Below are 22,758 nucleotides of genomic sequence, written 5' to 3'. Positions count from 1 at the left end.
AATCTTAAATTATAGCCAAATGTGTGTTCTGACTTATATTCCGACCAAAAATAACGGATTTATCCTCACCTCAAACCGAGATGAAGCAGTTTCTCGTGAACCAGCTATACCACCACGAAAATATAACCTCCACGGACAAAATGTTTTCTTTCCAAAAGACCCCAAAGGTGGTGGTACTTGGATAGCAAGTAGTGGCGAAATTACGCTTTGTTTGTTGAATGGTGGAATTGAGAAACATATCTCCAAACCGCCATATAGACAAAGTAGAGGTAAGGTAGTTCTAGATTATTTTGAGTATCAAAATATAAACGACTTTGTAAATCGTTATTTTTTTGAAGGAATAGAGCCTTTTACACTTATAGTGATTGAAAACACCCAAGAAATTAATATTCATGAATTAAGATGGAGCGGAGAAAGAATATATTTATCACAAATAGATAATACCAAACCACATATCTGGTCGTCGGTTACGTTATATAGTCCTCAAATAATTAAACAAAGAGAAGAGTGGTTTAAATATTATTCTTCTCTTGAAAAAGAACCAAACTCTTTATCAATATTAGACTTCCATCATACAGGAGGAAGTACCGATAGTAGAAATGCAATCAAAATGAATCGTGATGATACACTTAAAACCATTTCTATCACTCAGTTTATCATTAACGAATTTGATTTTACCATTTCTTACCAAGACCTTCAAGCTAAAACCACCTTCATGTATCGTGTATTTAGAGAACTTACCTCATGATACTTTATCAAAAATCTTCGATAAATTAGATAAAATTTCAAGAATTTGAGTTTTATTTACATAAAAATTAGTCAACTAATCATTAGTATGAAAAATCTTAATATAAAACATTATTTGCTTATACTTGGGTGCTTACTAGCTTCATTTATTGAAACTAATGCCCAATATTATGGTGGTGGTGGATATGGAGGGTATGGAGGATACGGCGGATATTATAACAGAGGATACAACAATGCCTTCAACAATCCAAGTTTTAATAATGGCAAACCTAAGCCGCCACCAGACCCAGATGAAGTAGCTAAAGAAGAAACTCGAGTCATGGTTAAAAAACTAAAATTAACCGATGAGCAAGAAATTCTGATTTCTTCGCTTAATGAAGATTATGCTTACCAGAGAAAAGGTTTGTATGAACTTCTTAAAAAAGAATTTGGTAATTCACAACCTACTCCGGCTCAAGTGGATGCTGCAAGAGAAAAAATGAATGCTTTGGAAGCAAAAAAGGATAAAGAACTTGAAAAAATTTTAACTCCCGAACAATTTCAAACATATCAAGAGATGAAAGAAAAGAGTCAGAAAGCGAATAAAGGAAAAAATAATCATTAAAAATAAAAGATTTTCAGAAAAGCCCTATTTTTGTTTAAAATAAGGCTTTTTTTTTATGCACGAACATCATCACGAAGAACACTTAGGTAGTTCTGAATTTATCACTGATATTGTCATCGGAATGTCTGATGGTCTAACTGTTCCATTTGCTTTAGCTGCAGGTCTCAGTGGTGCGGTTCACACAAACGATATCGTCGTTACAGCGGGTATCGCTGAAATAGTTGCTGGTTCTATTGCCATGGGCTTGGGTGGTTATTTAGCTGGAAGAACTGAAATAGAACACTATGAGTCTGAACTTAAACGTGAATATGAGGAAGTTGAACGCGTTCCAGAACGTGAAAAGCAAGAAGTGCGTGATGTTTTTGCTGAATATGGCCTAAGCAAACACCTTCAAGATGAAATTGCCGATGAACTTGCGAAGGATAAGAAAAAATGGGTTGATTTCATGATGAAATTTGAGCTAGGGCTCGAACAACCCAACCAACACAGAGCAACCAAAAGTGCAGCAACCATAGGCATTTCATACATTATTGGAGGACTTATCCCACTTTCACCTTATTTCTTTACAACAAACCCAATTGATGGCTTAAAATATTCTTGTATAGCAACATTAATTTGTTTATTTGTGTTTGGATACTTTAAGAGTAAAGTAACTGGGCAACCTCCATTCATTGGTGCTTTAAAGGTTACTACTATTGGAGCAATTGCAGCAGCTGCAGCCTTTTTTGTAGCAAAAGCTCTTGAATAAAATATCTACCAACCAAAACACGTTAAATGGTTTGACTGAAAAAACCTTTGTGATAAAAAGACTACAAAAATATAGTATCCAAAACAAAAGACAAACTCTATATTTGGGGTTTTTGTTTTTATCGTTGAGTTATTCTACTTCTATTGGACAGACTCTTGATTCGGTCATTGTTAGGTTCCCCGATTCTCTTCGTGCAAGGTTAAGTTACACCATAAACTGGGACGCAAGAAGTTCAATAATTAGAGAAAAAAGAGTAAACATCTGGGGCGTAAATACAGGAATAATTGTAGGAAAAAAACGCCATCAAGTAACTTTTGGATATTATTGGCTCAACTTCAATTCGTATCAGAGATTAATTGATTTAAGAAAAAGAGCAGCTAAAAGAGTAAATTTAGACTATTATACGAAAACTGATTTATACTTTTTTAGTCTAATGCACTGGCAAAATTTTATTAATAATAAAAGATGGCAAGTAAGCATGCCCATTGAAATTGGCATTGGTGCAACAAAAAGTCAAAATGTAAATATTTTTGATGAAATTCAGATTTGGAGAAGAAAAGATTATTTCATGCCAATTCAAGCTGGCCTTTATGTAGGATGGAAAGCAACGCGTTGGGGAGGTCTTTCAGTACAAGGCGGCTATCGTTTTGCTCTTTACAGTAAAAATTTTCCTGAAAGCTATAATGGGCTTTACTATAGCTGGGGAGCCAATATGCGACTAGCAATTCTAAGCGATTTATATAATTGGGTAATAAAAAATAAAAAACCAAGAAATATTATCAACTAATTTTAGTAAACCTATTTTTGAATAACAAATTTCCCTACCTTTGCTTAAGGTGAAACAAACCACAACCCTTCCAAACATGATTCTAAAAAAAAGGGTATTTAGAAGATATATTTTTGGGGGTTTCACGAAAATTTATTTCTAAGTTTTTCACAAATAATCAAAAAAATAAAAAAAATATTTGTATCAACATACAATTTTGTTTTATCTTTGAATCAAAATTAGAAAACGCAAATATTTTCATAATTTATTGCAACCATTGGCAAGCCAATTCTGTTATTCATATAGAAATAAAATATTAAAGATAAAAGTTGTGTGGATTTAGTAGCGGGAAAGGCTGGAGTTATTTACTCCAGTCCTTTTTTTTTATATTCATTGCATATTTTTTAAATTTTAATGCAACCTTATCTTCAAAATCTTAGTCTTATATATATATTCTAGATAGAGATTATTATAGTTTTTTCATAAAAGTTGTGTGGATTCAATTATAGAAAGGCTGGGCATATTGACCCAGTCTTTTTTTATTTAAAAAAATCTTGAAAAAAAATATTGCAGAAGTTTGCATTAATTATTTGCAAAAACGGTGTTACGAAATAAAACTCAAGTCAGCTTTTGAGCCATTTTGTTTATAAATGAATAAAATCACTCAAACATCTAATCTTAGAAAAATACAAAATTGACAAAATCAAAAGTCCTGATAATCAATTAATTTTAACTGCCCAAGCTCGTTCAAAAACCTCACCCGCAGGTAAAAAATTAATCCCCTCTTTTTCAGTAATATTTTGTGAGTGACTAACAGAATCGGCTATTCCACACCACGGTTCGATACACACAAAATCAGCATTTTTAGCTGCCCAAATACCTAAATACGGAAAACCAGCAAAATCAAACCGAAGAGAGCGGCTACTATTTTCTGATTTTAAGGTTACTGAAGTTGAATTCAATTGTTTGAACACAAGAGCATCTTGGTGAAATAACTCTTTAGTGAGCGGTATTTTATTACTTTCATTAACTACAATCTCATCTTCTATTTCTGTTACTCCCAAAAGAGCTACTGGCTCTTCTAATATTAGCCCTTTTTCGCTCAAAGGCCAACGCATGAAAGCCTCTTCTGTTTCAAATTCTAAATGAAAATCATCGTAGTTTAAACCTTTTTCGAGGGGCACATTAAATGCTGGATGTCCACCAATTGAAAAATACATATCTTTTTCACCAACATTAGTTACGTGATAAGTAACACTTAAAAGATTGGCGTATAATTCATATACCAGACGTAATTCAAATTCAAAAGGATAAACTTTTAGAGTTTCTTCATTAGAACGAAGCAAAAAGCTAATGCCATCATCCCAATGGTCTTCAACTTCAAATTCATAGTCACGGGCGAAACCGTGGCGAGGTAATGAATATTCCTTATCTTCAAAAAAATAGGTATTATCTTTTAGTCCTCCAACAATAGGAAACAAGACTGGAGACGATTTCCCCCAAAATTCGGGGTCTGCTCCCCAAACATAATCAATCTCATGCTGCTTATTATATATACTAAATAATTCAGCTCCTTTGGGGTCGATTCCTACTTCTAAATATTCGTTTTCTATGTAATACATCATTCCAATTCGATTTCAATTATCAGTAATTATTTTTTAAGTTTTATTATCCAAATAGTTCACTAAATACTTCTTCAAGTTTGGTTGCCGCAAAAATCTGAATTTTGTACTGATTAAGGTCTATTCCTTTTAAATTATACTTTGAAACAAATATTTTTTTAAACCCTAATTTCTCAGCTTCCGAAATACGATTTTCAATTCGATTTACGGCCCTTATTTCGCCACCTAAACCCACTTCAGCAGCAAAACAACAAGAGCTTGGTACGCTAATATCTTCATAAGATGAAACTATTGAAACACAAATGGCAAGGTCAATGGCTGGGTCTTCTACTTTTAAGCCACCAGCAATATTCAAAAACACATCTTGAGTACCGAGTCTAAATCCCCCTCTTTTTTCAAGAACCGCAAGAAGCATTTGTGTTCGACGACTATCAAAACCATTGCTAGTTCTTTGGGGAGTACCATAAGTAGCAACGCTCACTAAGGATTGAATTTCTATCAAAAGTGGTCGGTTTCCTTCAAGCATAGCCGCAATCGTAATTCCGCTCAAATCTTCTTCACGTTGTGAAATCAAAATTTCTGATGGATTGCTCACTTGTCTAAGGCCTGTCCCTTGCATTTCATAAATACCCAATTCAGAAGTACTTCCAAAGCGATTTTTGGTAGTTCTGAGAATACGGTAAGTCATGTGGCGGTCACCCTCGAATTGTAAAACTGTATCAACCATGTGTTCCAAAACTTTGGGTCCTGCCAATGAACCGTCTTTAGTAATATGCCCAATCATAATTACGGGCGTATCAGACTCTTTCGAGAACTTCATCAATTCAGCCGTACATTCTTTTACTTGAGAGACACTTCCAGCCCCTGATTCTATTAAAGGCGAAGCTAAAGTTTGTATGGAGTCAATAACCACAATATCAGGTTCAGTCAACTCTATTTGACGAAAAATATTATCAGTTGAAGTTTCATTCAAAATATAGCAACGTTCATTCACATACTGCATTCTTTCAGCACGCATCTTAATTTGTTGTTCACTTTCTTCACCCGAAACATAGAGAATGGTGTAATCTTTTAAACTTAAAGCAATTTGAAGCATCAGAGTTGATTTACCTATTCCCGGCTCCCCTCCTATTAATACGAGTGAGCCAGGCACAATTCCTCCACCCAATACTCGATTCAGTTCATCATCTTCAGTAATAATTCTATAACGTTCTTGAGTAGTGATTTCAGTAAGCGTTTTAGGCTTATTGACCGTTCGTTGTGCATTTGAGCCTGTGAATTTCCAATTACCTTTTTCGGGTTCAGATTTAGCCAAAACTTCTTCAATCATCGTATTCCATTCGCCACAAGAAGTACATCTTCCTAAATATTTTGGAGAACTGAAACCACAACTTTGACAGAAATATGCTGTTTTTACTTTTGCCATTATCTATTTTCAAAAAAATACGTCAAAACTGTTAATCATTCGTTAATAAGATACGAATTTGCAAATAATCTACGTTAATTCCTCGAAACGACTTCAGATAATCGTTTCTCACTTATAATGGCACGATTTTTTAGCTGAATATTCCTGTAGATTTTATGATTCAAACTTTATTTTTTTCTACGTTTACTAATATTTTAACAAAAACTAACATGAAAAAAATCGCGGTTATTACTCTTTTCTCTTTGTTTGGCCTGTTTACAAATACTTTTGCTCAGAAGAATTTTCAATTAGGAATAAAAGGAGGAGTTACTTTTAATCAGATTTATACTGATGCAGGCTCGTTTGGGAAAAACATTTCTCAAAGTTATGATACCAAAACTGGCTATGTAGCAGGTATTTGGACACGTTTTGGTGACAAAGTTTATCTACAACCAGAAGTACTATTAGCACAAAAAGGTGGCACAATTGATATTCAAGGACAAAAATTGAAATTTTCATACAATAACCTAGATGTGCCAGTTTTAGTTGGATTTAAGTTTTTAAGAATTTTTAGAATTAATGCGGGACCAGTTGCTTCGTTTAAACTTTCAGAAGACCAAAAACTAAAAGATGCTCTCAAAGATTTAACTTCTAACGATGAAACTCTTAAAAATGCTGCGTTGGGGTATCAACTGGGAGTTGGTGTTAAACTTCTTGGAATTAATTTTGACCTTAGAAAAGTTGGTAGCTTATCAGAAGTTTCTGCCTTGAATTTAAGCAATAATCAATTCAAAGATAAAGGTTGGCAATTTACGGTTGGTTTCAAGATTTTGTAATTATTGATAAAATATTGAATTGAAAAATCTCTCCTACCAGAGGGATTTTTCTTTTTATATACCGCTAATGACTATATTTGTTAAAATCAAGAAATGTATGCGGCTATTTCTAACTTTCTCACTTTTTTTACTGAATATTATTTTTTCACAAGCTCAGCTTATTGAAAAAGTAACGAAACTTACTCCCAATACAGTTTGGACTCAAATAAGCTCTGTTCCGCTAAAATTTCCCACCTATCATCCACAAGGAATGGTAAAAGTAGGTGACTATTATTTTATGAGTTCGGTAGAAGTAATACAAAAACCTATTAATGGAGGAACTGGGGAAGGTAAAGGTCATTTATTCAAATTTGATGGTAATGGAAATTTAATTACCAAAATTACACTTGGCGAAGGTAGTATTTACCACCCTGGAGGTATAGACTTTGATGGTAAATTCATTTGGATTCCAGTGGCCGAATATCGACCTTATAGCCAATCTATTATTTATAAAGTTGATGCACAAACACTTCAAATAACTGAGGTTTTAAGAGCTAAAGACCACATTGGTGCTATTGTATATGATGCTGAAAACAAGAAAATTCATGGAGCAAGTTGGGGGTCAAGAAATTTTTATGAATGGGAGCTAAAATCATCTAATAAGCATTTACAAGCTAATATTATACATGAGAATATTCGCGTAAAAAATCCATCTTTTTATATTGATTACCAAGATTGCCATTACCTCGGTCAACATCAAATGCTATGTTCTGGTTTTCAAAAATATGCACAACCAAATGGCTCAATAGTAAGATTAGGCGGTTTTGAAATAATAAATTTGGTTGATAAACGACCTATTTTTCAAGTTCCAATCAAATTATGGTCGCCAACAGGTTTAGCAATGACCAATAATCCATTTTGGGTTGAACAAAATAGTGAAGGTATCAAAGCATATTTTGTTCCTGACGATGATGAAGCTTCTATTTTGTTTATATATGTGGCTAAAATTGAGTAGTTTAACTCTACTTAAATCATTTACACTTGCTTGAATTAGACTAAATATGACACTACGAGAACTATTCCAACAGATTGGCGAAAATCCGAATTTTTTACTTTTTTATTTCTTAATTATTCCGTCCTCAGCTGCTATTGCAGGAATTTTAGGAAAAGACGAAGGTCATCTTTCACCATGGAAATATTTGTATGCTACACTTATATACTTGGTAAGTATTCCAGGTATTTTTGCTGTTGCTCTCAATGCCTATTTTTTTCTCTTTCAAAGAGGCGATGTGATGCAAACCGATGTCTATTTGCAGATTTTACCAATAATTGTCATGGTTTTAACCATTTTTCTCATTCGTAGAAATGTGGATTTATCGCTTGTACCTGGCTTTGATAAAATTTCAGGCTTATGGTTTATGCTTTTTACTACCATGCTGCTCATGTGGTTACTGGAAAAAATCCATATTGTTGTATTCTCTTACTTACCTTTTCAATACTTATTGGTTGTATTTGCAGTGCTATTTGCTTTGATTTATTTAGGGTGGAGAAGATTTATAAGATAAATTTATGATGAAAACATGAGGCATCACAAATTTAGTTAGAGAAATGATTTATTACTACGGTCTGTTTTAACTGACGAATATTTATACATAACAAAAATGACTTTAGTCAAACTTAACATTAGACTAAAGTCATTTTTTGAATTAATACATCTCCAAAACAGATGGAGCTTCCCAAATGGCAATGAATCGCCTTCTTGTAAATAAGACTATTGAGTCTTATTTAATTTCGAGATAATTCATATTTCAGTAATCAAAACAAATTACTTATTCTGAAAATCAATTGTACTTACACCAAAAAGTGGTTTTCCTTCAGATTTTGGATTTTTGAATACAAAGTAAAGATTTTGCTGACCACTTGTGTTCAAACTGATTTTTAAAGGAGCCATATTAGATTCAGAAACTTCTTTTTCCGCCAATAAAGTACCCGTTGGAGAACCAACACGAACCTCTAATTTACCACCAACACTTTGTCCTTTCTGTGAAACTGCTCCAATAGATAGCGTTTTCACACCTGTTAAATCAATATTCTTGAACGCAAAATAACTTCCATCTTCATTGGCAATTGCGATTTCGCCACCTAATGCCTCAACATTAAATTTACTTATAGCTTTAGCCTCATCGAATGCAATTGCACGAACTTTCGAGCTTCTCAAAGCTACTGATTCAGAAGTTGTGAGTGGACCTACCGCCTTACCACCTTTATCTGTATAAGTTGCTTGAATAATGTAAGCTCCCTCTTTTTTACCTTTATGAGCAGCAGTCTCATACATTCCTTTCACTGGTTGCGACGCCTTCTTAGTATCATTCAATGATAATATATAATCAACCATATCACGAGCATCTGACAATGAAATTTGAGGGTGAGCTGCCATAGCTTGTTCGCCCCAAACACCACCACCACCTTTAATTACCTTTTCGGCTAATTGGTTAATGATAGTTTGTCCACGACGATATTTTTTAGCTACATCAATATATGCGGGTCCAATTGATTTCTTTTCAACAGAGTGGCAAGCCTTACAATCGCTCAGGTCGATTAATCTTTTACCCGCTGCAAAGTTCATATTTTCTTTATGTCCTTGCTCAATCATGGTTTTATCATAACCTTCCAAATAATTGATATTTACCACTACATCACTCGCATCAATACCTTTGTCAATTGAGCCATCTTCTTTATCCGACACATTTACTTCGTAATCAATCTTTTGTTCATCAAAGAAGAATGTCTTATTACTTTTCACTGCAATATTTACTTTCGGCTCAGCATTTCCTACCTTAACACGAACAGATTGCATTCCCTTGTTGCCAACAGCATCTGTTACCGTCAATACTACCTCATATTCGCCTGGTTTTGTGAAAGTAAACTTAGGATTTGCTTGTGTGCTTACAGGTAAGCCTTTTCCAAAGTTCCAAGAATATTTTAGAGCATCTTTGTCGTAATCTAAAGTACCTTCCGATGAAAATGTTACGGTAAGCGGAGCCGCACCAGCTTTTTTGTCGGCTTTAGCAAAAACCAAAGGTTTACGGTTACCCGCATTATACTCAATTACAGAAAGCGTAGCTTCTTCGTTTTGAGCAAACCAATTCATACCATAATCTAATACAAATAAACGTCCATCTTTAGAGAAAGCCATATCCATAGGGTGGTAGAACTTTGTATTAGGCATAAAACGCTCCATTCCAGTATAATTACCATCCTTATCCATGCTTACTAAATAAATCCAATCACGCATCCACTCATAAGCAAAGAATTTACCATCAAAATAACTTGGGAATTTTTTGGGATTATTGTCATAATCGCCTGAGTAATACACTGGACCCGCCATTGGATTACAGCCACCTTTTCCAAACTCAGGATATAATTTAGAATCTCCATATCCATAATAAATCCACGCTTTTTGTGCTTCTGGCAACTCTTTTAATCCAGTATTATGTGGAGAATCATTAATTGGCTTTGCTGGGTCATATTTCTCACCAGATTCTTTTGTTTCAAAATTATAGTGATTATATGCAAAGTTAGGGCCTGTAAAAATTGGCCAACCATAGAAACCTGGTTTACGAGCTTGATTAAATTCTACGATACCTTCAGGACCACGTTTATCATTTCCTTTACCAGCATCAGGGCCCACATCACCCCAATATAAATAGCCCGAACGCTTATCTACTGCAATACGATATGGATTTCGCATTCCCATTGCATAAATTTCTGGACGAGTCTTTTCTTTACCTACTGGGAATAAATTACCAGCCGGAATTTTGTAGCTTCCATCATTCTGAGGCGTAATTCTTAAAACTTTACCACGTAAATCATTTGTATTTCCCGAAGAACGAAGAGCATCCCAACCATCGCGGCCATCACGGAAATCTATTGGAGCATAACCATCAGAAGCAAACGGATTGGTATCATCACCAGTTGATAAGAATAAGTTACCAGTTGCATCCCAGTCAATAGAACCACCAGTATGACAACACTCATTTCTTTTAACTTCAACTCTTAATACTACTTTTTCCGAAGAGAAAACAACAGTATCTTTTTGGTTGTCATACTCAAACCTTGAAAGAAAATTATCTTTTGTAACCTCACGTGTTTCATTTGGTGTGTAATAGAAATAAACCCAATTATTTTGTGAGAAATTTGGGTCAACTCCAACTCCCATCAATCCATATTCAAACTTTGTATAAACGGGCATTTGACCAACAACTTTTACCTTTTTTGTCGTTGGATTCCATACTTTTATTGCTCCTTTACGTTCAACAAAAATAACTTTACCATTTGGCATCACGGCCAATTCGGTAGGTTCATCAAGGTTATTAATCAAAGTAGTTCTTTCAAAACGATTTTCTTCTGGAGCTCTTTGTGACTTAGCTTTTGTGTAATCAAGTTTATCAGCTAACACCCATTTCAAACCTTGCCAAAAATGCTCCATCATGAGCGGTTCGCTAAAAGTTTCAGGTGTGTGTCCATAGTTAGAATAAAAAGCCTTTCCCCCATCATATTCGTGGTACCAAGCCATTGGGTGGAAATCTCCCATTTTACCCATTTCATAACTACTTTCATCTACTCTAACTATAAATTTCAGAATATCTTTTTTCAAAGATTTAAAATCATAAAACTCATCTTTACGCTCAAAAGTATCAGGAAAATGAGCAGAAGCAGGAAATGATTTATCAAGTGTAATCATTTTACCATTCTGAACATTTGATACTCTACCGCCCGGATGACTCGCAAAATACCCACCCATTAACTCATTGTACCAAGGCCAGTTATATTCGGTATCAGAGGCGGCATGGATTCCAACATAACCTCCGCCTGCTTGAATATATCGCTCAAAATCAGCTTGTTGAGCAGGATTCAAGACATCACCAGTTGTACTTAACCATACAACTGCACTGTACTTTTTCAGATTTTCTTCATTAAACTTTCGAGCGTCAGTAGTTGTGTCAATAATAATACCTTGTTTTTTACCTAATTCAAGAAAAAACTGATTACCTTCTTTGATTGAATTGTGGTGAAAACCTCTTGTTAGGGAAAAGACTAAAACTCGTTTCTGAGCCTGCACTCCTATTACACCCAAGAGAAGTGCAAAGAGCATGATTACTTTTTTCATTTGAAATGATGTAGGTTGAGGGTTAAAATTAATTATCGTAGTTTGTTGCAACGAAAAACTATTTTTAACTGTTTTAACTAAATAGTTTTTAATTAAACAAAGATAAAGAAAAAAAGATTGAATAATTGTCAATTATACACTAAATCAAAATTTTAATTTACAGAAAATTAAAAATGGATTAATACACAATTATTTGTATGTTTTTGCGTAAAGATATTACTAATACACTTATCGAGCGTTTAATGCCATGAAATTGAGCACGAACCTCACGCATCATTGATGTTTAATCAAATAGTTGCGTTTCTTCGTTAAAATGAGATATTTTCACCCAATATTATTTTTATTCCTATTTTTTTCTGCAAACCAACATTTGTGTTTTGCTCAAAATGACTCAATAGGTGAAGCCAAAGTTGACTCTACAAACAATTTAATCAAGCAAGTTGATGCAAAAGATATAATTAAAGCTGTATTTGCAAAAGAAAATGCGTTACCAACTCCTGCACAAAGTAAAGTCAAATCTAAGAGTACGTTTGCTATTCTCCCTTCTTTCAATTACTCAATCGTAACAGGATTTATGGGTGGAGCTAACACTGTTAACATTTTCAGAGTTAGCCCAAAAGCAGAAACTAAACCATCGAGTATTCGGACATTCACTAATTACTCTCAATACAAACAGCTAATTTCAATTTTGAATACCAATATCTGGACTAAGGGGAATAAGTTGAATCTACTTGGTGATATTAGGTTTTATAAATTCCCATCTACAACTTTTGGTTTAGGAGGGAATACCACTCTCGACGATGCCAACATGGTTGATTATAAGCATTTTAGAATATATCAGGTTGCATTGAAGAAAATATCTCCAAAGTTTGATATTGGTATAGGGTATCACCTCGATTTCCACTGGAAAATCAAAGAAACTAATGAAAACGAAGGTCTTAGAACTGATTTGAAAACATACGGTTTTGGCCCAAAATCAACTTCTTCTGGCTTATCATTTAACTTACAGCATGATAGCAGAGATAATAGTACAAATTCTACCAATGGTAATTATGCCAATTTCCAATATCGCTACAATAGTACGCTTTTGGGTAGTAACCAAAACTGGCAATCTGTTATCCTTGATTTTCGAAAATACATTCGTTTTCCACAAAACTCTGAGAATATTTTAGCACTTTGGAGTTACGATTGGATTTCGTTTGGTGGAGATGCCCCTTACTTCGATTTACCAAGTATCGGTTGGGATGCTTATTATAATACAGGACGTGGTTATCCAATTGGAAGATTTAGAGGAAAAACTCTGCTATATTTTGAAACAGAGTACCGTTTTTCTATTACAAAAAATGGGCTTTTGAGAGGAGTTGTTTTTGGAAATACACAAAGTGTTCAAAATTATCCTGACGGGGGTATGAGTAAAATCATTCCGGGTGGAGGTGGTGGAATTAGAGTAAAATGGAACAAAATCAGCAACACGACAATTGCCTTTGACTATGGTATTGGTATTGGAGGTTCGAAGGGTTTTGTATTCAATATCAATGAAGTATTTTAGTCTTTCAGAATTTCGATTAACTCAGCAATCATTAAAGCGGTGGCTCCCCAAACAATTTGGTCTTGAATAACAAAACAAGGCGTTTCAAGTGTATTTCCACGAGTTTCGACTGTTCTAATCTGAACAATTGAAGGGTCGAGTAATTCAGAAATTGAAACTTCAAAAATATCAGCCACTTCTCTTTCATCAGGATAAAAGTCTGGGCGATAAGGCATATAACCAACCACGGGCTGGCAAAACATATTTGAAGGGGGAATGAATAATTCTGTCAGATTCCTAACAACTTTTACATCCGTAGCCTTAATTCCAATTTCTTCTTGAGCTTCACGTAGAGCAGTTGCTTGAATATCTCTATCATTCGCCTCCACTCTACCTCCCGGAAAAGCCATTTGGCCACCATGAACACCATCGTACTGGGGACGTAAAATTAAAGGAAGAAATATCTCTTCACCCTTTGGGTAAAACATCATTAATACCGCACTTCTACGTGTACTTCCGTTTGGCTCGACTTTTACTCGCAGACGATAAGGAGACATTCTTTTCATTATCTCCTCATGCCCGGGAAGCTTATTCTCGGCTAATCGTTTACTAAGTGTATTTATAAATTCAACAAAATTCACGATAATTCTCTAAGCTAAGTCTATATTGAGCAATAAAGTAAGTTAATATTTCAGAAATTAAACTTATAATTACTCAGTTTGATGGAAACAATTGTCTTTGCAATATAAAAATTTATTTTGTTTTAACCATATATTCTCACAAGTTGTTCGGCACAGCGTTCACCATCCATGGCAGCCGATACTATTCCACCCGCGTATCCCGCACCTTCACCACAAGGAAACAAACGTTTTAATTGTAAATGCTCTAATGATTCCTTTTCACGAGGTATTCTAACTGGTGATGATGTTCGGCTTTCTATACCTATCAACTGAGCATTATTGGTTACATATCCTTTCATTTTTTTACCAAATTCTCGAACTCCATCTTGTAATGGACGAGCAAGAATATCTGGTAAAACTTCAGTCATATCCATCGAAACTAATCCCGGTTGATAAGAGGTAGGAAGTAATTCTCGAGAAACTTTATTATTCAAAAAATCATTCAGTCGTTGTGCTGGAGCAAATTGTGAAACCGCAACCTTGTGTGCACTAGCTGCTAATTGCCAAGCTTTTCGCTCGACCTCTTTCTGTAGTTCTAAACCTGCTAATGGCCCTAAATGTTTGTATTTTTGCCAATCTACTTCATTTATTGCTACTACTACACCTGAATTTGCATATTTAGAGTCTCGACGCGATGGAGACATTCCGTTTACTACCAGTTCTCCCTCAGCGGTTGCGGCTGGAACAATGAATCCACCCGGACACATACAAAAACTAAAAACACCACGTTGGATATTTTTGTAGTAAGTCTGTGCAACCAAGCTATATGAAGCCGCAGGTAAGAGGCCACGCTCTTGACGATGATACTGATGTTGGTCTATCAAACTTTGCTGATGTTCAATCCTCACACCCATCGCAAAGGGTTTTGCTTCAATTAAAATACTTTTTTTATGAAGTAATTCAAAAATATCACGGGCAGAATGACCTGTTGCTAAAATAACTCCTATTCCGTGAATTTCTTTGCCATCAGAAGTAACTACTCCTTTCATTTCGCCATTAGCGAGTATAAAGTCAATTACTTTTGTATCAAAAAGAACTTCACCGCCGGCTTTCAAAATACTTTCACGTAAATCAGCAACCACATAAGGGAGTTTATTTGTACCAATGTGAGGATGTGAATCAAACAAAATTTCAGGAGTTGAACCATGAGCGACTAATATTTCTAATATTCTTCGAACATCACCTCGCTTTTTAGAACGCGTATAAAGTTTCCCATCAGAGTAAGTTCCAGCCCCTCCTTCTCCAAAACAATAATTTGACTCAGGATTTACTTTGTGGTCTTTATTAATTGCAGCTAAATCACGACGGCGAGCTCGTACATCTTTTCCTCTTTCTATTACGATGGGCTTTATGCCTAATTCTATTAATCTCAAAGCAGCAAATAAACCAGCTGGCCCCGCACCCACTATCACTGCTTGTGGCTTATTAGTGACATCGGGGTATTCCTTTTTAAAATTCATCAGCGGAGGAGGTGCTTCTCCGAGATAAACTTCTATATCAAGATTGATTTTTACTTGTCCTTTCCGTGCATCTATTGATTGACGAACTTTTCGAAAAGTAAAGTTTTCAACGTTTTTGAGTTGATTTGATTGAAGATAGTGATGTAAAACTACATCGACAAGAGCGACTTCCGGCTCTAAGATAAGATTCAGTGTTTGTTGCATTGTAGAAAGGTTTTTATCCTCTAAAATTCTTTGCAAAGTTAAACATTATACTTTAATTTGATTTAAAGTATTATTCAAAATACCTAAAATTAGATATTGGCTTAAACTTTGATTAAAAATTAATTGTTTAACATACCAATAAGATAGACTATTGATTTATCTTTGCAAGATTCATAAAAACACGCGTATCAATCACTGAATGTCCGCTTATTTTAAAAATATTAGTCGAGGAATTCGAACAACTGTTAAAGGTATGAGCCTTACACTTCGCCATTTATGGCAAGCTCGCAACAGTCGCCAGCCATTTGCTGTAGAAAACTCAAATTACTTCGATTTGAAAACTGGTATCGTAACTCTCCAATACCCTCATCAAACATTACCTGTGCCTGACAATGGCCGCTATCAACTTGATTGTGAAGTTGATGATTGTATTGTTTGCGACAAATGTGCCAAAATATGCCCAGTTGATTGCATTGAAATTGAACCTATCAAATCAGCAGAAATTATCAATTACGCATCTGATGGCTCTCCGATTAGACTTTATGCAGCTAAGTTTGACATAGATATGGCCAAATGCTGTTTTTGTGGCCTTTGTACAAGTGTTTGCCCGACTGAATGTCTTACGATGACAAATGAGTATGATTTCAGTGTATTTGATATTTCTCAAATGAATTTTCAATTTTCTAATCTCACAGAAGAGCAAGCAGATGCCAAACGCAAACTTTATGAGCAATATTTGGAAGAAAAAGAAGCACTAAAAAAAGCACCACAAGCGAAGCAAGAAACTAAAGAAAGTACCGAAGGAGAAGCTCCAAAAGCAAAAGTTAGCTTTAAACCAGCATTCAAAACTACTCCAAAGCCTACCGTAGAAGATAAAGAAACTGAGAATTCAAGAAAAGCAAAGCAGGAATTTGATAAAGTTATTCCGAATGCAATACAAAACACAGAAGATAAGACGCAGGAAAATAATCAGGAAACCCCTAAGCCTAAACCTGCTTTTAAACCTTCATTCAAACCGGTTACTAAATCTACTGAGCAAGTAGAGCAAAAAACAGAAAATAAAACTTCGGAAAATATCGATGAAACACCTAAGCCTAAACCTGCTTTTAAGCCTACTTTCAAACCAGTTGCTAAAACTAGCGAGCAAGTAGAGCAAAAAACAGAAAATAACGCTTCGGGAAACAATGATGAAACACCTAAGCCCAAACCTGCTTTTAAGCCTACAATGAAAATAACCCCTAAAAAAATTGACTAAATTGTTAGAAGATTATTTAAAAAATATTGATTATGCTTTGGTCAAACAAATTTCTTTTTTTGTTTTTGCGACCATTACTGTAGGTGGAGCTTTGTTTTTGCTTTTTACTAAAAATGTTCTTTATGCTGCATTTAGTCTATTACTTACCCTTTTGGGTGTAGCTGGACTCTTTGTTTTTGCAGCTGCCGATTTCTTAGCCGTTAGTCAAATTATGATTTATGTTGGCGGAATTCTAATACTGATGATTTTTGGTATCATGCTTACGAATAACAAAAAAATGCAACGCCAAAATCTCCAACCTAATAAGATTGAAGTACAACACCATAATAGATTTTGGGCAGTTATTGTGGCTGTTTTACTTTTTTTGGGATTTATTAAAATCATTTTTGAAGCTAATTTCCACATTATTGGAAAAGAAATGCAAGAAAGCAGTACTGTTAAACAAATTGGAGTAAACCTAATGACCGATTATATTTTTGCCTTTGAAGTAATTGGAATATTACTTTTGGCTGCCTTAATTGGGTCAGTATATATAGCAAAAAAGGAAAAAAATTAAAATGATTCATATACAAAACTACCTAATTATTAGTGCTTTACTATTTTCAATTGGCCTCGCAGTTGCAGTTACCAAGCGAAATGCGATTTTAATGCTAATGGGTATTGAATTGATGCTTAATGCGGTCAATTTAAACTTTGTAGCCTTTAGTCAATATGACCCTAATCGGTTACAAGGACAAATGTTTGTTATTTTTGTAATGGTGGTTGCAGCTTCAGAAATCACAATTGCATTGGCCATAATTCTGAAATTATATGATTATTTCAAGAATCTAGATTTGAATGAAATCAATTTTCTAAAAAAGTAAAAGAAAGGCTTGACAATACTATTAAATAGCACTACCTTTGCAGTCCCAAAATAAGGGAAAGAGTTAAAGTAAATAAAAAGGCTGCGTAGCTCAACTGAATAGAGCGTCTCACTACGGATGAGAAGGTTTGGGGTTTGAATCCCTACGCGGTCACAAAATAGATTAAGTATTACTTACCTGTAGTACAAAACTAGTATCAGATTTTAGTAAAAAGGCTGCGTAGCTCAACTGAATAGAGCGTCTCACTACGGATGAGAAGGTTTGGGGTTTGAATCCCTACGCGGTCACAAAAAATCAAAAGGTCTTCATTGAAGACCTTTTTTTGTTTACTATTAAATGGTTATTTCTTTGTTGTAAACTTTGCTAAATTGCCCTTTGCACCAATTGCCCAACAAGCGTCTTTAAAACAAGAAATTGTGTGAAATGAATAGTCATCTAATGCTTTCCAATTTTCTTCATCTTTTTCTAGAAGACTTGTTCCTGAAGTGCCAACCAAGATAATATTTCCATTAGGTAATCTTGATGCAGCCTCTTTCAAACCATAAGGTTGAGCCGATGGTAGAAACTTCCATGTTTGCCCACCATCATTTGTCAAGGCCACATTTTCATACTCAGCTTTATCGTTTTTATAATCACCCCCAACCGCAATTCCCTGAACGTCACTCCAGAAATGTAACCCAAAAATTCCTGCAGTTTGTCCTTTCTTAAATGGTGTTTCAGATACTTGCCAAGTTTCTCCTTTATCAGACGTAAAGAAAATTCTATTTTGTGTATTCACCCATGCCTTTCCATTAGGCCTTGTAACAACACAATTCCCACTTGCTGCAAAAGAGGCTTCACCTTCTTTTATTAAAGGAAGGTTCTCTTTTGCAATTCTTAACCAAGATTTTCCGCCATCTAATGTTCTTAATATAAATGGTTTATCATCAATTGGGTCGCCAATTAAAATACCTTCTTTTTCATTCCAAAAATCCATCGAATCAAAAAATACACCCTTCTGTTTATACTCTAAAACTACTTCCCAACTAATACCACCATTGATAGTTTTATAAATCTTAGCCGCTCCATCTTCAGCATTTCCAGCACTCATTATGTAGGCAATCTTTTCATTTACCCCATAAATATCCCTAAAATCAAGTTTTTCAGCTCCTGATACCTTTATAACTTCCCAATGAGCACCTGCATTAGTAGTTTTTAAAACTGTTCCGTTAGTCCCACCTGCCCATACTACTTTTTTACTAATGGCATGAATCGAACGAAATGAGGCATCAGTTCCTGAAACTTGTTTTACCCACTGGGCGTATAATGAATTTGTAAATAGAATTACTAAAACTAGAATAGTACTTTTCTTAAAAATCGAACGAAACATAGTAAACAATCGGAATAGTGGTTATTTTTGTAAAATGAACGGTCGAAAGTTACATATTTTCTCAATTTTATTGCTTTTTTGGGTGAGCAATTTTCTTTTTGCACAAGATGATACCAAAATTGAATTGGGCAAAAGAAATATTTCTATTGATGAAAACTTTACAATAAAAGTACTCATCCGTAACACTGATAAATCTGTAATCAATACTTTTCCTGACCTTCCAAGCTTCAATAAAGGAGCTAAACAAAAGGTATTTTCAAAAAATCCTTTGGGTTATACAATAACTCAAAATTATACACCTACTAGAGAAGGCACGTTTAAAATTCCAGCATTTACGCTCACGATTAACAATAGAGATTATATCACCGAATCTTTTACAATAACCGTAAACTCACCAGAAAGCGAAGAGGAAGACCTCAACGAAAATATTTCTCTGGAAAAAACAAAAAATAATGCCTTTTTGGCAATGAGTATTGATAAACCCAAGGTATATGTGGGTGAAGGTTTTAAAGTTTCTTTAGCATTCTATGTTGCAGAAAACAATACCATTCAAATGGATTTTCCTGATGATTTGAATGCACAAGTAGATGCCATTGCAAAAAAAATAAAATCGGCTGATTGTTTAGAAGAACGCAGCATAATAACCGATATTAGAGGCGTTTCAAGTTTGATTAATGGTCGACAATACCTTGCTTTTAAGTTTTTTGAAGCAACCTACTACCCTCTTAATAACAAACCTGTCTTTGTGCCTGCGGTTGAGCTAAACATGCTTCAAACACTCAAGAAAAATGGCATCAAGGAGAAAATTACATTCAAAGATACTCCACAAAAAATTAATGTTATTGACTTACCAGACCACCCTCTAAAAGACAAAGTTGCTTCAGGAAATTTTAGTTTAGTTGAAGAAATTGAAACACGAAAACTAAATACTGGTAAAAGTTTTGGTTATGAATTTAAAATTATCGGAGACGGAAATTTCTCGACAGTCAATGTAAATTCGCCTGTAAATGATAGTTTTTTTGATTTTTATCCCCCTGAAATCAAACAAGTAAATTCTAGTAGCACAAAAACTCGTGAGAAAATATTTAGATATAGAGTCTTACCAAAAGATTCGGGACAATACCAACTCGATAAATATTTCTTTTGGGTATTTTTCAATACTCAAAAAGGCAATTATGATACCCTAAAATCAAACCTCAAAATAAGAGTATTAGGCAAAACAATTACCAGTAAAGATACGGATACCTCCGATGATATTTTTGCAGGTATTGATAAACTTGATACCTCCAAAACTGAAAGCAATTATCAAGAAGTGCTTAAGAATATTTCAAACTTCTTAATTATTAGCATGCTTTTAGGAAGTTTGTATTTATTTAACTGGGGTAAAAAAAAGAAAACAACCAATGACTAAGTTGATTAATATTTAGTCTCATGAATTGAAAGTTTGCAATTCATTCATTTTAAATCAAATTATTAGAAATGAGTAGTACTTACGGAAAAATCTTTAAAATATCAACTTTCGGAGAATCACACGGAAAAGCGATTGGTGTTATAGTTGATGGCTGTCCTGCTGGAGTAGAATTTAATGAAGAATTTATTCAAAATGAGTTAGATAGACGTAAACCTGGTCAGTCGAGAATAACAACTCAACGCAAAGAGTCTGATGAGTTTCAAGTTCTTTCTGGGATATTCGAAGGCAAAACTACTGGTACACCAATTGCGATGGTCATACCGAATGAAGATCAACGCTCTAAAGATTATAGCCATATTGCTACGCAATTTCGCCCATCGCATGCCGACTATACTTATACCGTAAAATATGGCAATCGAGATTATAGAGGTGGTGGAAGAAGCTCTGCACGAGAGACGGCTGCACGAGTAGCTGCTGGAGCATTAGCAAAATTATTATTAAATAATGATGCTATTTCTATTACTGCTTATGTTTCTCAGGTTGGTAAATTAAAACTCGATAAACAATATTGGGAATTAGATTTATCTAAAACAGACAACAATGCCGTTCGATGTCCAGATGAACAGATGGCCCAGAAGATGTTCGATTACATTGATGAAATTCGTAAAAAGGGAGATTCAATTGGAGGCATCATCACTTGTGTTATCAAAGGTGTTCCTGCTGGTTGGGGCGAGCCTGTTTTTGATAAACTTCATGCAGAACTTGGTAAGGCAATGCTAGGTATCAATGCAGTGAAAGGTTTTGAATATGGTAGTGGTTTTGAAGGAATTGAGTTATTGGGCTCAGAACATAATGATGAGTTTTTTATTGGAGAAGATGGCAAAGTTCATACTAAAACCAATCTTTCTGGTGGTATTCAAGGAGGAATTTCGAATGGAGAAGATATTTATTTTAAAGTAGCTTTTAAACCTGTTGCTACAATTATGCAAGACCAAGAAAGTATTAATGAGGCAGGCGAAAAAGTAATCGTTTCGGGCAAAGGCCGACACGACCCTTGCGTTTTGCCTAGAGCAGTTCCAATTGTTGAAGCAATGGCCGCTTTAGTTCTTGCCGATTTCAGCTTAAGAGCCAAAACAAACAAAGTGTAAGACATTAAAATGGGCGAAGAAATTAATTCTTCGCCTTTTTAATTTAAAGATACAAATTTTCATTATTTACTGAAAATTCTATATTTACAATAATTCTGATTATTTCAAAAAAAATAACCAAAATTGTTAGGATATTTAAAAAAATTTCTAATTTTGTTTTAAAAAAAAAAACTTGCGTGCTTACATACTTCCAAATTCATTATTGGGAAACTGATAGTGGGGTATCTGTAGCTACGCGAATATTTAGAAACATTTTCAATAAAATTATAGCATAGTATCTAAATGGAGTTTATAAGCGAAGAACTTGATGACTATTGCGTTGCTCATACGACTGGTGAAAGCGAACTTCTCAGACGTTTAAATAGAGAAACTCATGCAAAAGTTTTACAGCCAAGAATGTTGTCAGGGCACTTTCAAGGCAGGTATTTATCGATGATTTCGCACATGATACGCCCCAAAAATATACTTGAAATTGGTACATATACTGGATATTCTGCCCTATGCCTTGCCGAAGGCTTACAAGAAGATGGGCATCTTTTAACGATTGATGTCAATGAAGAATTAGAAGAGTTCGTAAGAAGTTATATCAATGAGTCTCCTCAAAAAGACAAAATTGAATTTCGAATCGGTAACGCCCTTGAAATAATCCCAACCCTTAAAGAAACTTTCGACCTTGTATTTATTGATGCTGATAAACTCAACTATGATAAATATTATGACCTGGTATTTGATAAAGTACGTAAGGGCGGGTTTATTATTTCGGATAATGTTTTGTGGAGTGGAAAAGTGGCAGACCCAAGTAAAAAAGATAAAGATACGCTTTCAATAAGAGCTTATAATCAGAAGTTACAAGAAGACTCAAGAACCGAAAATATATTATTACCCATTAGAGATGGACTAATAATTGTTCGAAAATTGTAAAAGCTAGTTACCTGTAAAAGAACCCCTATTTCCTGTATAACA

The 22,758-nt window shown here is 34.6% G+C and carries 20 protein-coding genes and 2 tRNA genes; 16 read left to right on the top strand and 6 right to left on the bottom strand.

Translation table 11 applies throughout. The features are described 5' to 3' along the window. Nucleotides 1-19: 19 nt before the first annotated feature. The 4 genes from EMTOL_RS16075 (at nt 20) to EMTOL_RS16060 (ending at nt 2,886) form a co-directional block, all read left to right on the top strand. Nucleotides 20-748, top strand: a complete 729-nt coding sequence (locus EMTOL_RS16075; protein ID WP_015030366.1) for an NRDE family protein — start codon at nt 20-22, stop codon at nt 746-748. A gap of 87 nt (nt 749-835) precedes the next feature. Then, the gene (locus EMTOL_RS16070; protein ID WP_041693623.1) at nt 836-1,351 is read left to right on the top strand and encodes a DUF4890 domain-containing protein; all 516 of its coding nucleotides are present in this window, start codon (nt 836-838) and stop codon (nt 1,349-1,351) included. A 55-nt stretch (nt 1,352-1,406) separates the two neighbouring features. Further along, the gene (locus EMTOL_RS16065) at nt 1,407-2,099 is read left to right on the top strand and encodes a VIT1/CCC1 transporter family protein (protein ID WP_015030364.1); all 693 of its coding nucleotides are present in this window, start codon (nt 1,407-1,409) and stop codon (nt 2,097-2,099) included. Between the two features lie 49 nt (nt 2,100-2,148). Continuing rightward, a complete protein-coding gene (locus EMTOL_RS16060; RefSeq protein WP_156510989.1) occupies nt 2,149-2,886 on the top strand; it encodes a hypothetical protein in 738 nt (245 codons plus the stop codon). Between the two features lie 698 nt (nt 2,887-3,584). Here EMTOL_RS16060 and EMTOL_RS16055 read toward each other — a convergent pair. Both EMTOL_RS16055 and radA read right to left on the bottom strand, forming a co-directional pair. Continuing rightward, nucleotides 3,585-4,490: an aldose 1-epimerase family protein gene (locus EMTOL_RS16055; RefSeq protein WP_015030362.1), complete on the bottom strand. Its 906-nt coding sequence runs from the start codon at nt 4,488-4,490 to the stop codon at nt 3,585-3,587. Between the two features lie 43 nt (nt 4,491-4,533). Further along, nucleotides 4,534-5,913, bottom strand: coding sequence for a DNA repair protein RadA (radA, locus tag EMTOL_RS16050; protein WP_015030361.1), 1,380 nt, complete (start codon nt 5,911-5,913; stop codon nt 4,534-4,536). Nucleotides 5,914-6,122: 209 nt separating this feature from the next. On the opposite strand from radA, the gene EMTOL_RS16045 reads away from it, so the two are divergent. The 3 genes from EMTOL_RS16045 (at nt 6,123) to EMTOL_RS16035 (ending at nt 8,272) form a co-directional block, all read left to right on the top strand. Then, a complete protein-coding gene (locus EMTOL_RS16045; RefSeq protein ID WP_015030360.1) occupies nt 6,123-6,728 on the top strand; it encodes an outer membrane beta-barrel protein in 606 nt (201 codons plus the stop codon). 97 nt (nt 6,729-6,825) lie between these two features. Then, the gene (locus EMTOL_RS16040; protein WP_015030359.1) at nt 6,826-7,722 is read left to right on the top strand and encodes a DUF6454 family protein; all 897 of its coding nucleotides are present in this window, start codon (nt 6,826-6,828) and stop codon (nt 7,720-7,722) included. Between the two features lie 46 nt (nt 7,723-7,768). Continuing rightward, complete coding sequence (locus EMTOL_RS16035; protein WP_015030358.1) at nt 7,769-8,272, top strand: hypothetical protein; 504 nt, start codon at nt 7,769-7,771, stop codon at nt 8,270-8,272. A gap of 260 nt (nt 8,273-8,532) precedes the next feature. Here the strand turns inward: EMTOL_RS16035 and EMTOL_RS16030 are convergent, their stop codons facing one another. Further along, complete coding sequence (locus tag EMTOL_RS16030) at nt 8,533-11,877, bottom strand: ThuA domain-containing protein (RefSeq protein WP_015030357.1); 3,345 nt, start codon at nt 11,875-11,877, stop codon at nt 8,533-8,535. Between the two features lie 313 nt (nt 11,878-12,190). Here EMTOL_RS16030 and EMTOL_RS16025 point away from each other — a divergent pair, with 313 nt between their 5' ends. After that, on the top strand, nt 12,191-13,426 hold the full coding sequence (locus EMTOL_RS16025; protein ID WP_015030356.1) for a BamA/TamA family outer membrane protein: 1,236 nt from the start codon (nt 12,191-12,193) through the stop codon (nt 13,424-13,426). Here the strand turns inward: EMTOL_RS16025 and EMTOL_RS16020 are convergent. Further along, nucleotides 13,423-14,046 carry an NUDIX hydrolase gene (locus EMTOL_RS16020; protein ID WP_015030355.1) on the bottom strand — a complete coding sequence of 208 codons (624 nt, stop codon included), beginning with the start codon at nt 14,044-14,046 and terminating at the stop codon, nt 13,423-13,425. The genes EMTOL_RS16025 and EMTOL_RS16020 overlap by 4 nt on opposite strands. A gap of 122 nt (nt 14,047-14,168) precedes the next feature. Further along, a complete protein-coding gene (locus EMTOL_RS16015; protein ID WP_015030354.1) occupies nt 14,169-15,749 on the bottom strand; it encodes an NAD(P)/FAD-dependent oxidoreductase in 1,581 nt (526 codons plus the stop codon). A 199-nt stretch (nt 15,750-15,948) separates the two neighbouring features. Here EMTOL_RS16015 and EMTOL_RS22245 point away from each other — a divergent pair, with 199 nt between their 5' ends. The 5 genes from EMTOL_RS22245 to EMTOL_RS15990 all read left to right on the top strand — a co-directional run bounded on the left by EMTOL_RS22245 (nt 15,949) and on the right by EMTOL_RS15990 (nt 18,154). Next, nucleotides 15,949-17,004 (top strand): 4Fe-4S binding protein, encoded by a 1,056-nt coding sequence (locus EMTOL_RS22245; RefSeq protein WP_015030353.1) that lies wholly within the window; start codon nt 15,949-15,951, stop codon nt 17,002-17,004. Continuing rightward, the gene (locus EMTOL_RS16005) at nt 16,997-17,560 is read left to right on the top strand and encodes an NADH-quinone oxidoreductase subunit J family protein (RefSeq protein WP_015030352.1); all 564 of its coding nucleotides are present in this window, start codon (nt 16,997-16,999) and stop codon (nt 17,558-17,560) included. Before EMTOL_RS22245 ends, EMTOL_RS16005 begins: the two co-directional genes overlap by 8 nt. A gap of 1 nt (nt 17,561) precedes the next feature. Continuing rightward, nucleotides 17,562-17,867 carry an NADH-quinone oxidoreductase subunit NuoK gene (nuoK, locus tag EMTOL_RS16000; RefSeq protein ID WP_015030351.1) on the top strand — a complete coding sequence of 102 codons (306 nt, stop codon included), beginning with the start codon at nt 17,562-17,564 and terminating at the stop codon, nt 17,865-17,867. A 79-nt stretch (nt 17,868-17,946) separates the two neighbouring features. Beyond that, nucleotides 17,947-18,020 (top strand) — tRNA-Arg (locus EMTOL_RS15995). Between the two features lie 60 nt (nt 18,021-18,080). Next, nucleotides 18,081-18,154, top strand: a tRNA-Arg gene (locus EMTOL_RS15990). A 53-nt stretch (nt 18,155-18,207) separates the two neighbouring features. On the opposite strand, the gene EMTOL_RS15985 is transcribed toward EMTOL_RS15990, so the two are convergent. Then, a complete protein-coding gene (locus EMTOL_RS15985; protein ID WP_015030350.1) occupies nt 18,208-19,236 on the bottom strand; it encodes a WD40/YVTN/BNR-like repeat-containing protein in 1,029 nt (342 codons plus the stop codon). 34 nt (nt 19,237-19,270) lie between these two features. On the opposite strand from EMTOL_RS15985, the gene EMTOL_RS15980 reads away from it, so the two are divergent. The 3 genes from EMTOL_RS15980 (at nt 19,271) to EMTOL_RS15970 (ending at nt 22,716) form a co-directional block, all read left to right on the top strand. After that, entirely contained in the window at nt 19,271-20,647 is a 1,377-nt protein-coding gene (locus tag EMTOL_RS15980; RefSeq protein WP_015030349.1) for a BatD family protein, read from the top strand. 68 nt (nt 20,648-20,715) lie between these two features. Then, the gene (aroC, locus tag EMTOL_RS15975) at nt 20,716-21,795 is read left to right on the top strand and encodes a chorismate synthase (RefSeq protein ID WP_015030348.1); all 1,080 of its coding nucleotides are present in this window, start codon (nt 20,716-20,718) and stop codon (nt 21,793-21,795) included. A 282-nt stretch (nt 21,796-22,077) separates the two neighbouring features. Next, entirely contained in the window at nt 22,078-22,716 is a 639-nt protein-coding gene (locus tag EMTOL_RS15970) for an O-methyltransferase (protein WP_015030347.1), read from the top strand. Nucleotides 22,717-22,758 lie beyond the last annotated feature (42 nt).

This window comes from Emticicia oligotrophica DSM 17448, from assembly GCF_000263195.1.
Classification (GTDB): Bacteria; Bacteroidota; Bacteroidia; order Cytophagales; family Spirosomataceae; genus Emticicia; species Emticicia oligotrophica.
The sequence above is the reverse complement of the archived record's forward strand: the minus strand, read 5'-3'. Positions and strand labels throughout refer to the sequence as shown.

What these genes read in the sequence shown, in the direction of transcription:
- EMTOL_RS16045 (WP_015030360.1), top strand. Translation starts at nt 6,123, where the DNA reads ATGAAAAAAATCGCGGTTATTACTCTTTTCTCTTTGTTTGGCCTGTTT.
- EMTOL_RS15985 (WP_015030350.1), bottom strand. Translation starts at nt 19,236, where the DNA reads ATGTTTCGTTCGATTTTTAAGAAAAGTACTATTCTAGTTTTAGTAATT.
- EMTOL_RS16075 (WP_015030366.1), top strand. Translation starts at nt 20, where the DNA reads ATGTGTGTTCTGACTTATATTCCGACCAAAAATAACGGATTTATCCTC.
- EMTOL_RS16040 (WP_015030359.1), top strand. Translation starts at nt 6,826, where the DNA reads ATGCGGCTATTTCTAACTTTCTCACTTTTTTTACTGAATATTATTTTT.
- radA (WP_015030361.1), bottom strand. Translation starts at nt 5,913, where the DNA reads ATGGCAAAAGTAAAAACAGCATATTTCTGTCAAAGTTGTGGTTTCAGT.
- EMTOL_RS16015 (WP_015030354.1), bottom strand. Translation starts at nt 15,749, where the DNA reads ATGCAACAAACACTGAATCTTATCTTAGAGCCGGAAGTCGCTCTTGTC.
- EMTOL_RS16030 (WP_015030357.1), bottom strand. Translation starts at nt 11,877, where the DNA reads ATGAAAAAAGTAATCATGCTCTTTGCACTTCTCTTGGGTGTAATAGGA.
- EMTOL_RS15980 (WP_015030349.1), top strand. Translation starts at nt 19,271, where the DNA reads ATGAACGGTCGAAAGTTACATATTTTCTCAATTTTATTGCTTTTTTGG.
- EMTOL_RS16025 (WP_015030356.1), top strand. Translation starts at nt 12,191, where the DNA reads ATGAGATATTTTCACCCAATATTATTTTTATTCCTATTTTTTTCTGCA.
- EMTOL_RS16070 (WP_041693623.1), top strand. Translation starts at nt 836, where the DNA reads ATGAAAAATCTTAATATAAAACATTATTTGCTTATACTTGGGTGCTTA.
- aroC (WP_015030348.1), top strand. Translation starts at nt 20,716, where the DNA reads ATGAGTAGTACTTACGGAAAAATCTTTAAAATATCAACTTTCGGAGAA.
- nuoK (WP_015030351.1), top strand. Translation starts at nt 17,562, where the DNA reads ATGATTCATATACAAAACTACCTAATTATTAGTGCTTTACTATTTTCA.
- EMTOL_RS16055 (WP_015030362.1), bottom strand. Translation starts at nt 4,490, where the DNA reads ATGATGTATTACATAGAAAACGAATATTTAGAAGTAGGAATCGACCCC.
- EMTOL_RS16065 (WP_015030364.1), top strand. Translation starts at nt 1,407, where the DNA reads ATGCACGAACATCATCACGAAGAACACTTAGGTAGTTCTGAATTTATC.
- EMTOL_RS16035 (WP_015030358.1), top strand. Translation starts at nt 7,769, where the DNA reads ATGACACTACGAGAACTATTCCAACAGATTGGCGAAAATCCGAATTTT.
- EMTOL_RS15970 (WP_015030347.1), top strand. Translation starts at nt 22,078, where the DNA reads ATGGAGTTTATAAGCGAAGAACTTGATGACTATTGCGTTGCTCATACG.
- EMTOL_RS22245 (WP_015030353.1), top strand. Translation starts at nt 15,949, where the DNA reads ATGTCCGCTTATTTTAAAAATATTAGTCGAGGAATTCGAACAACTGTT.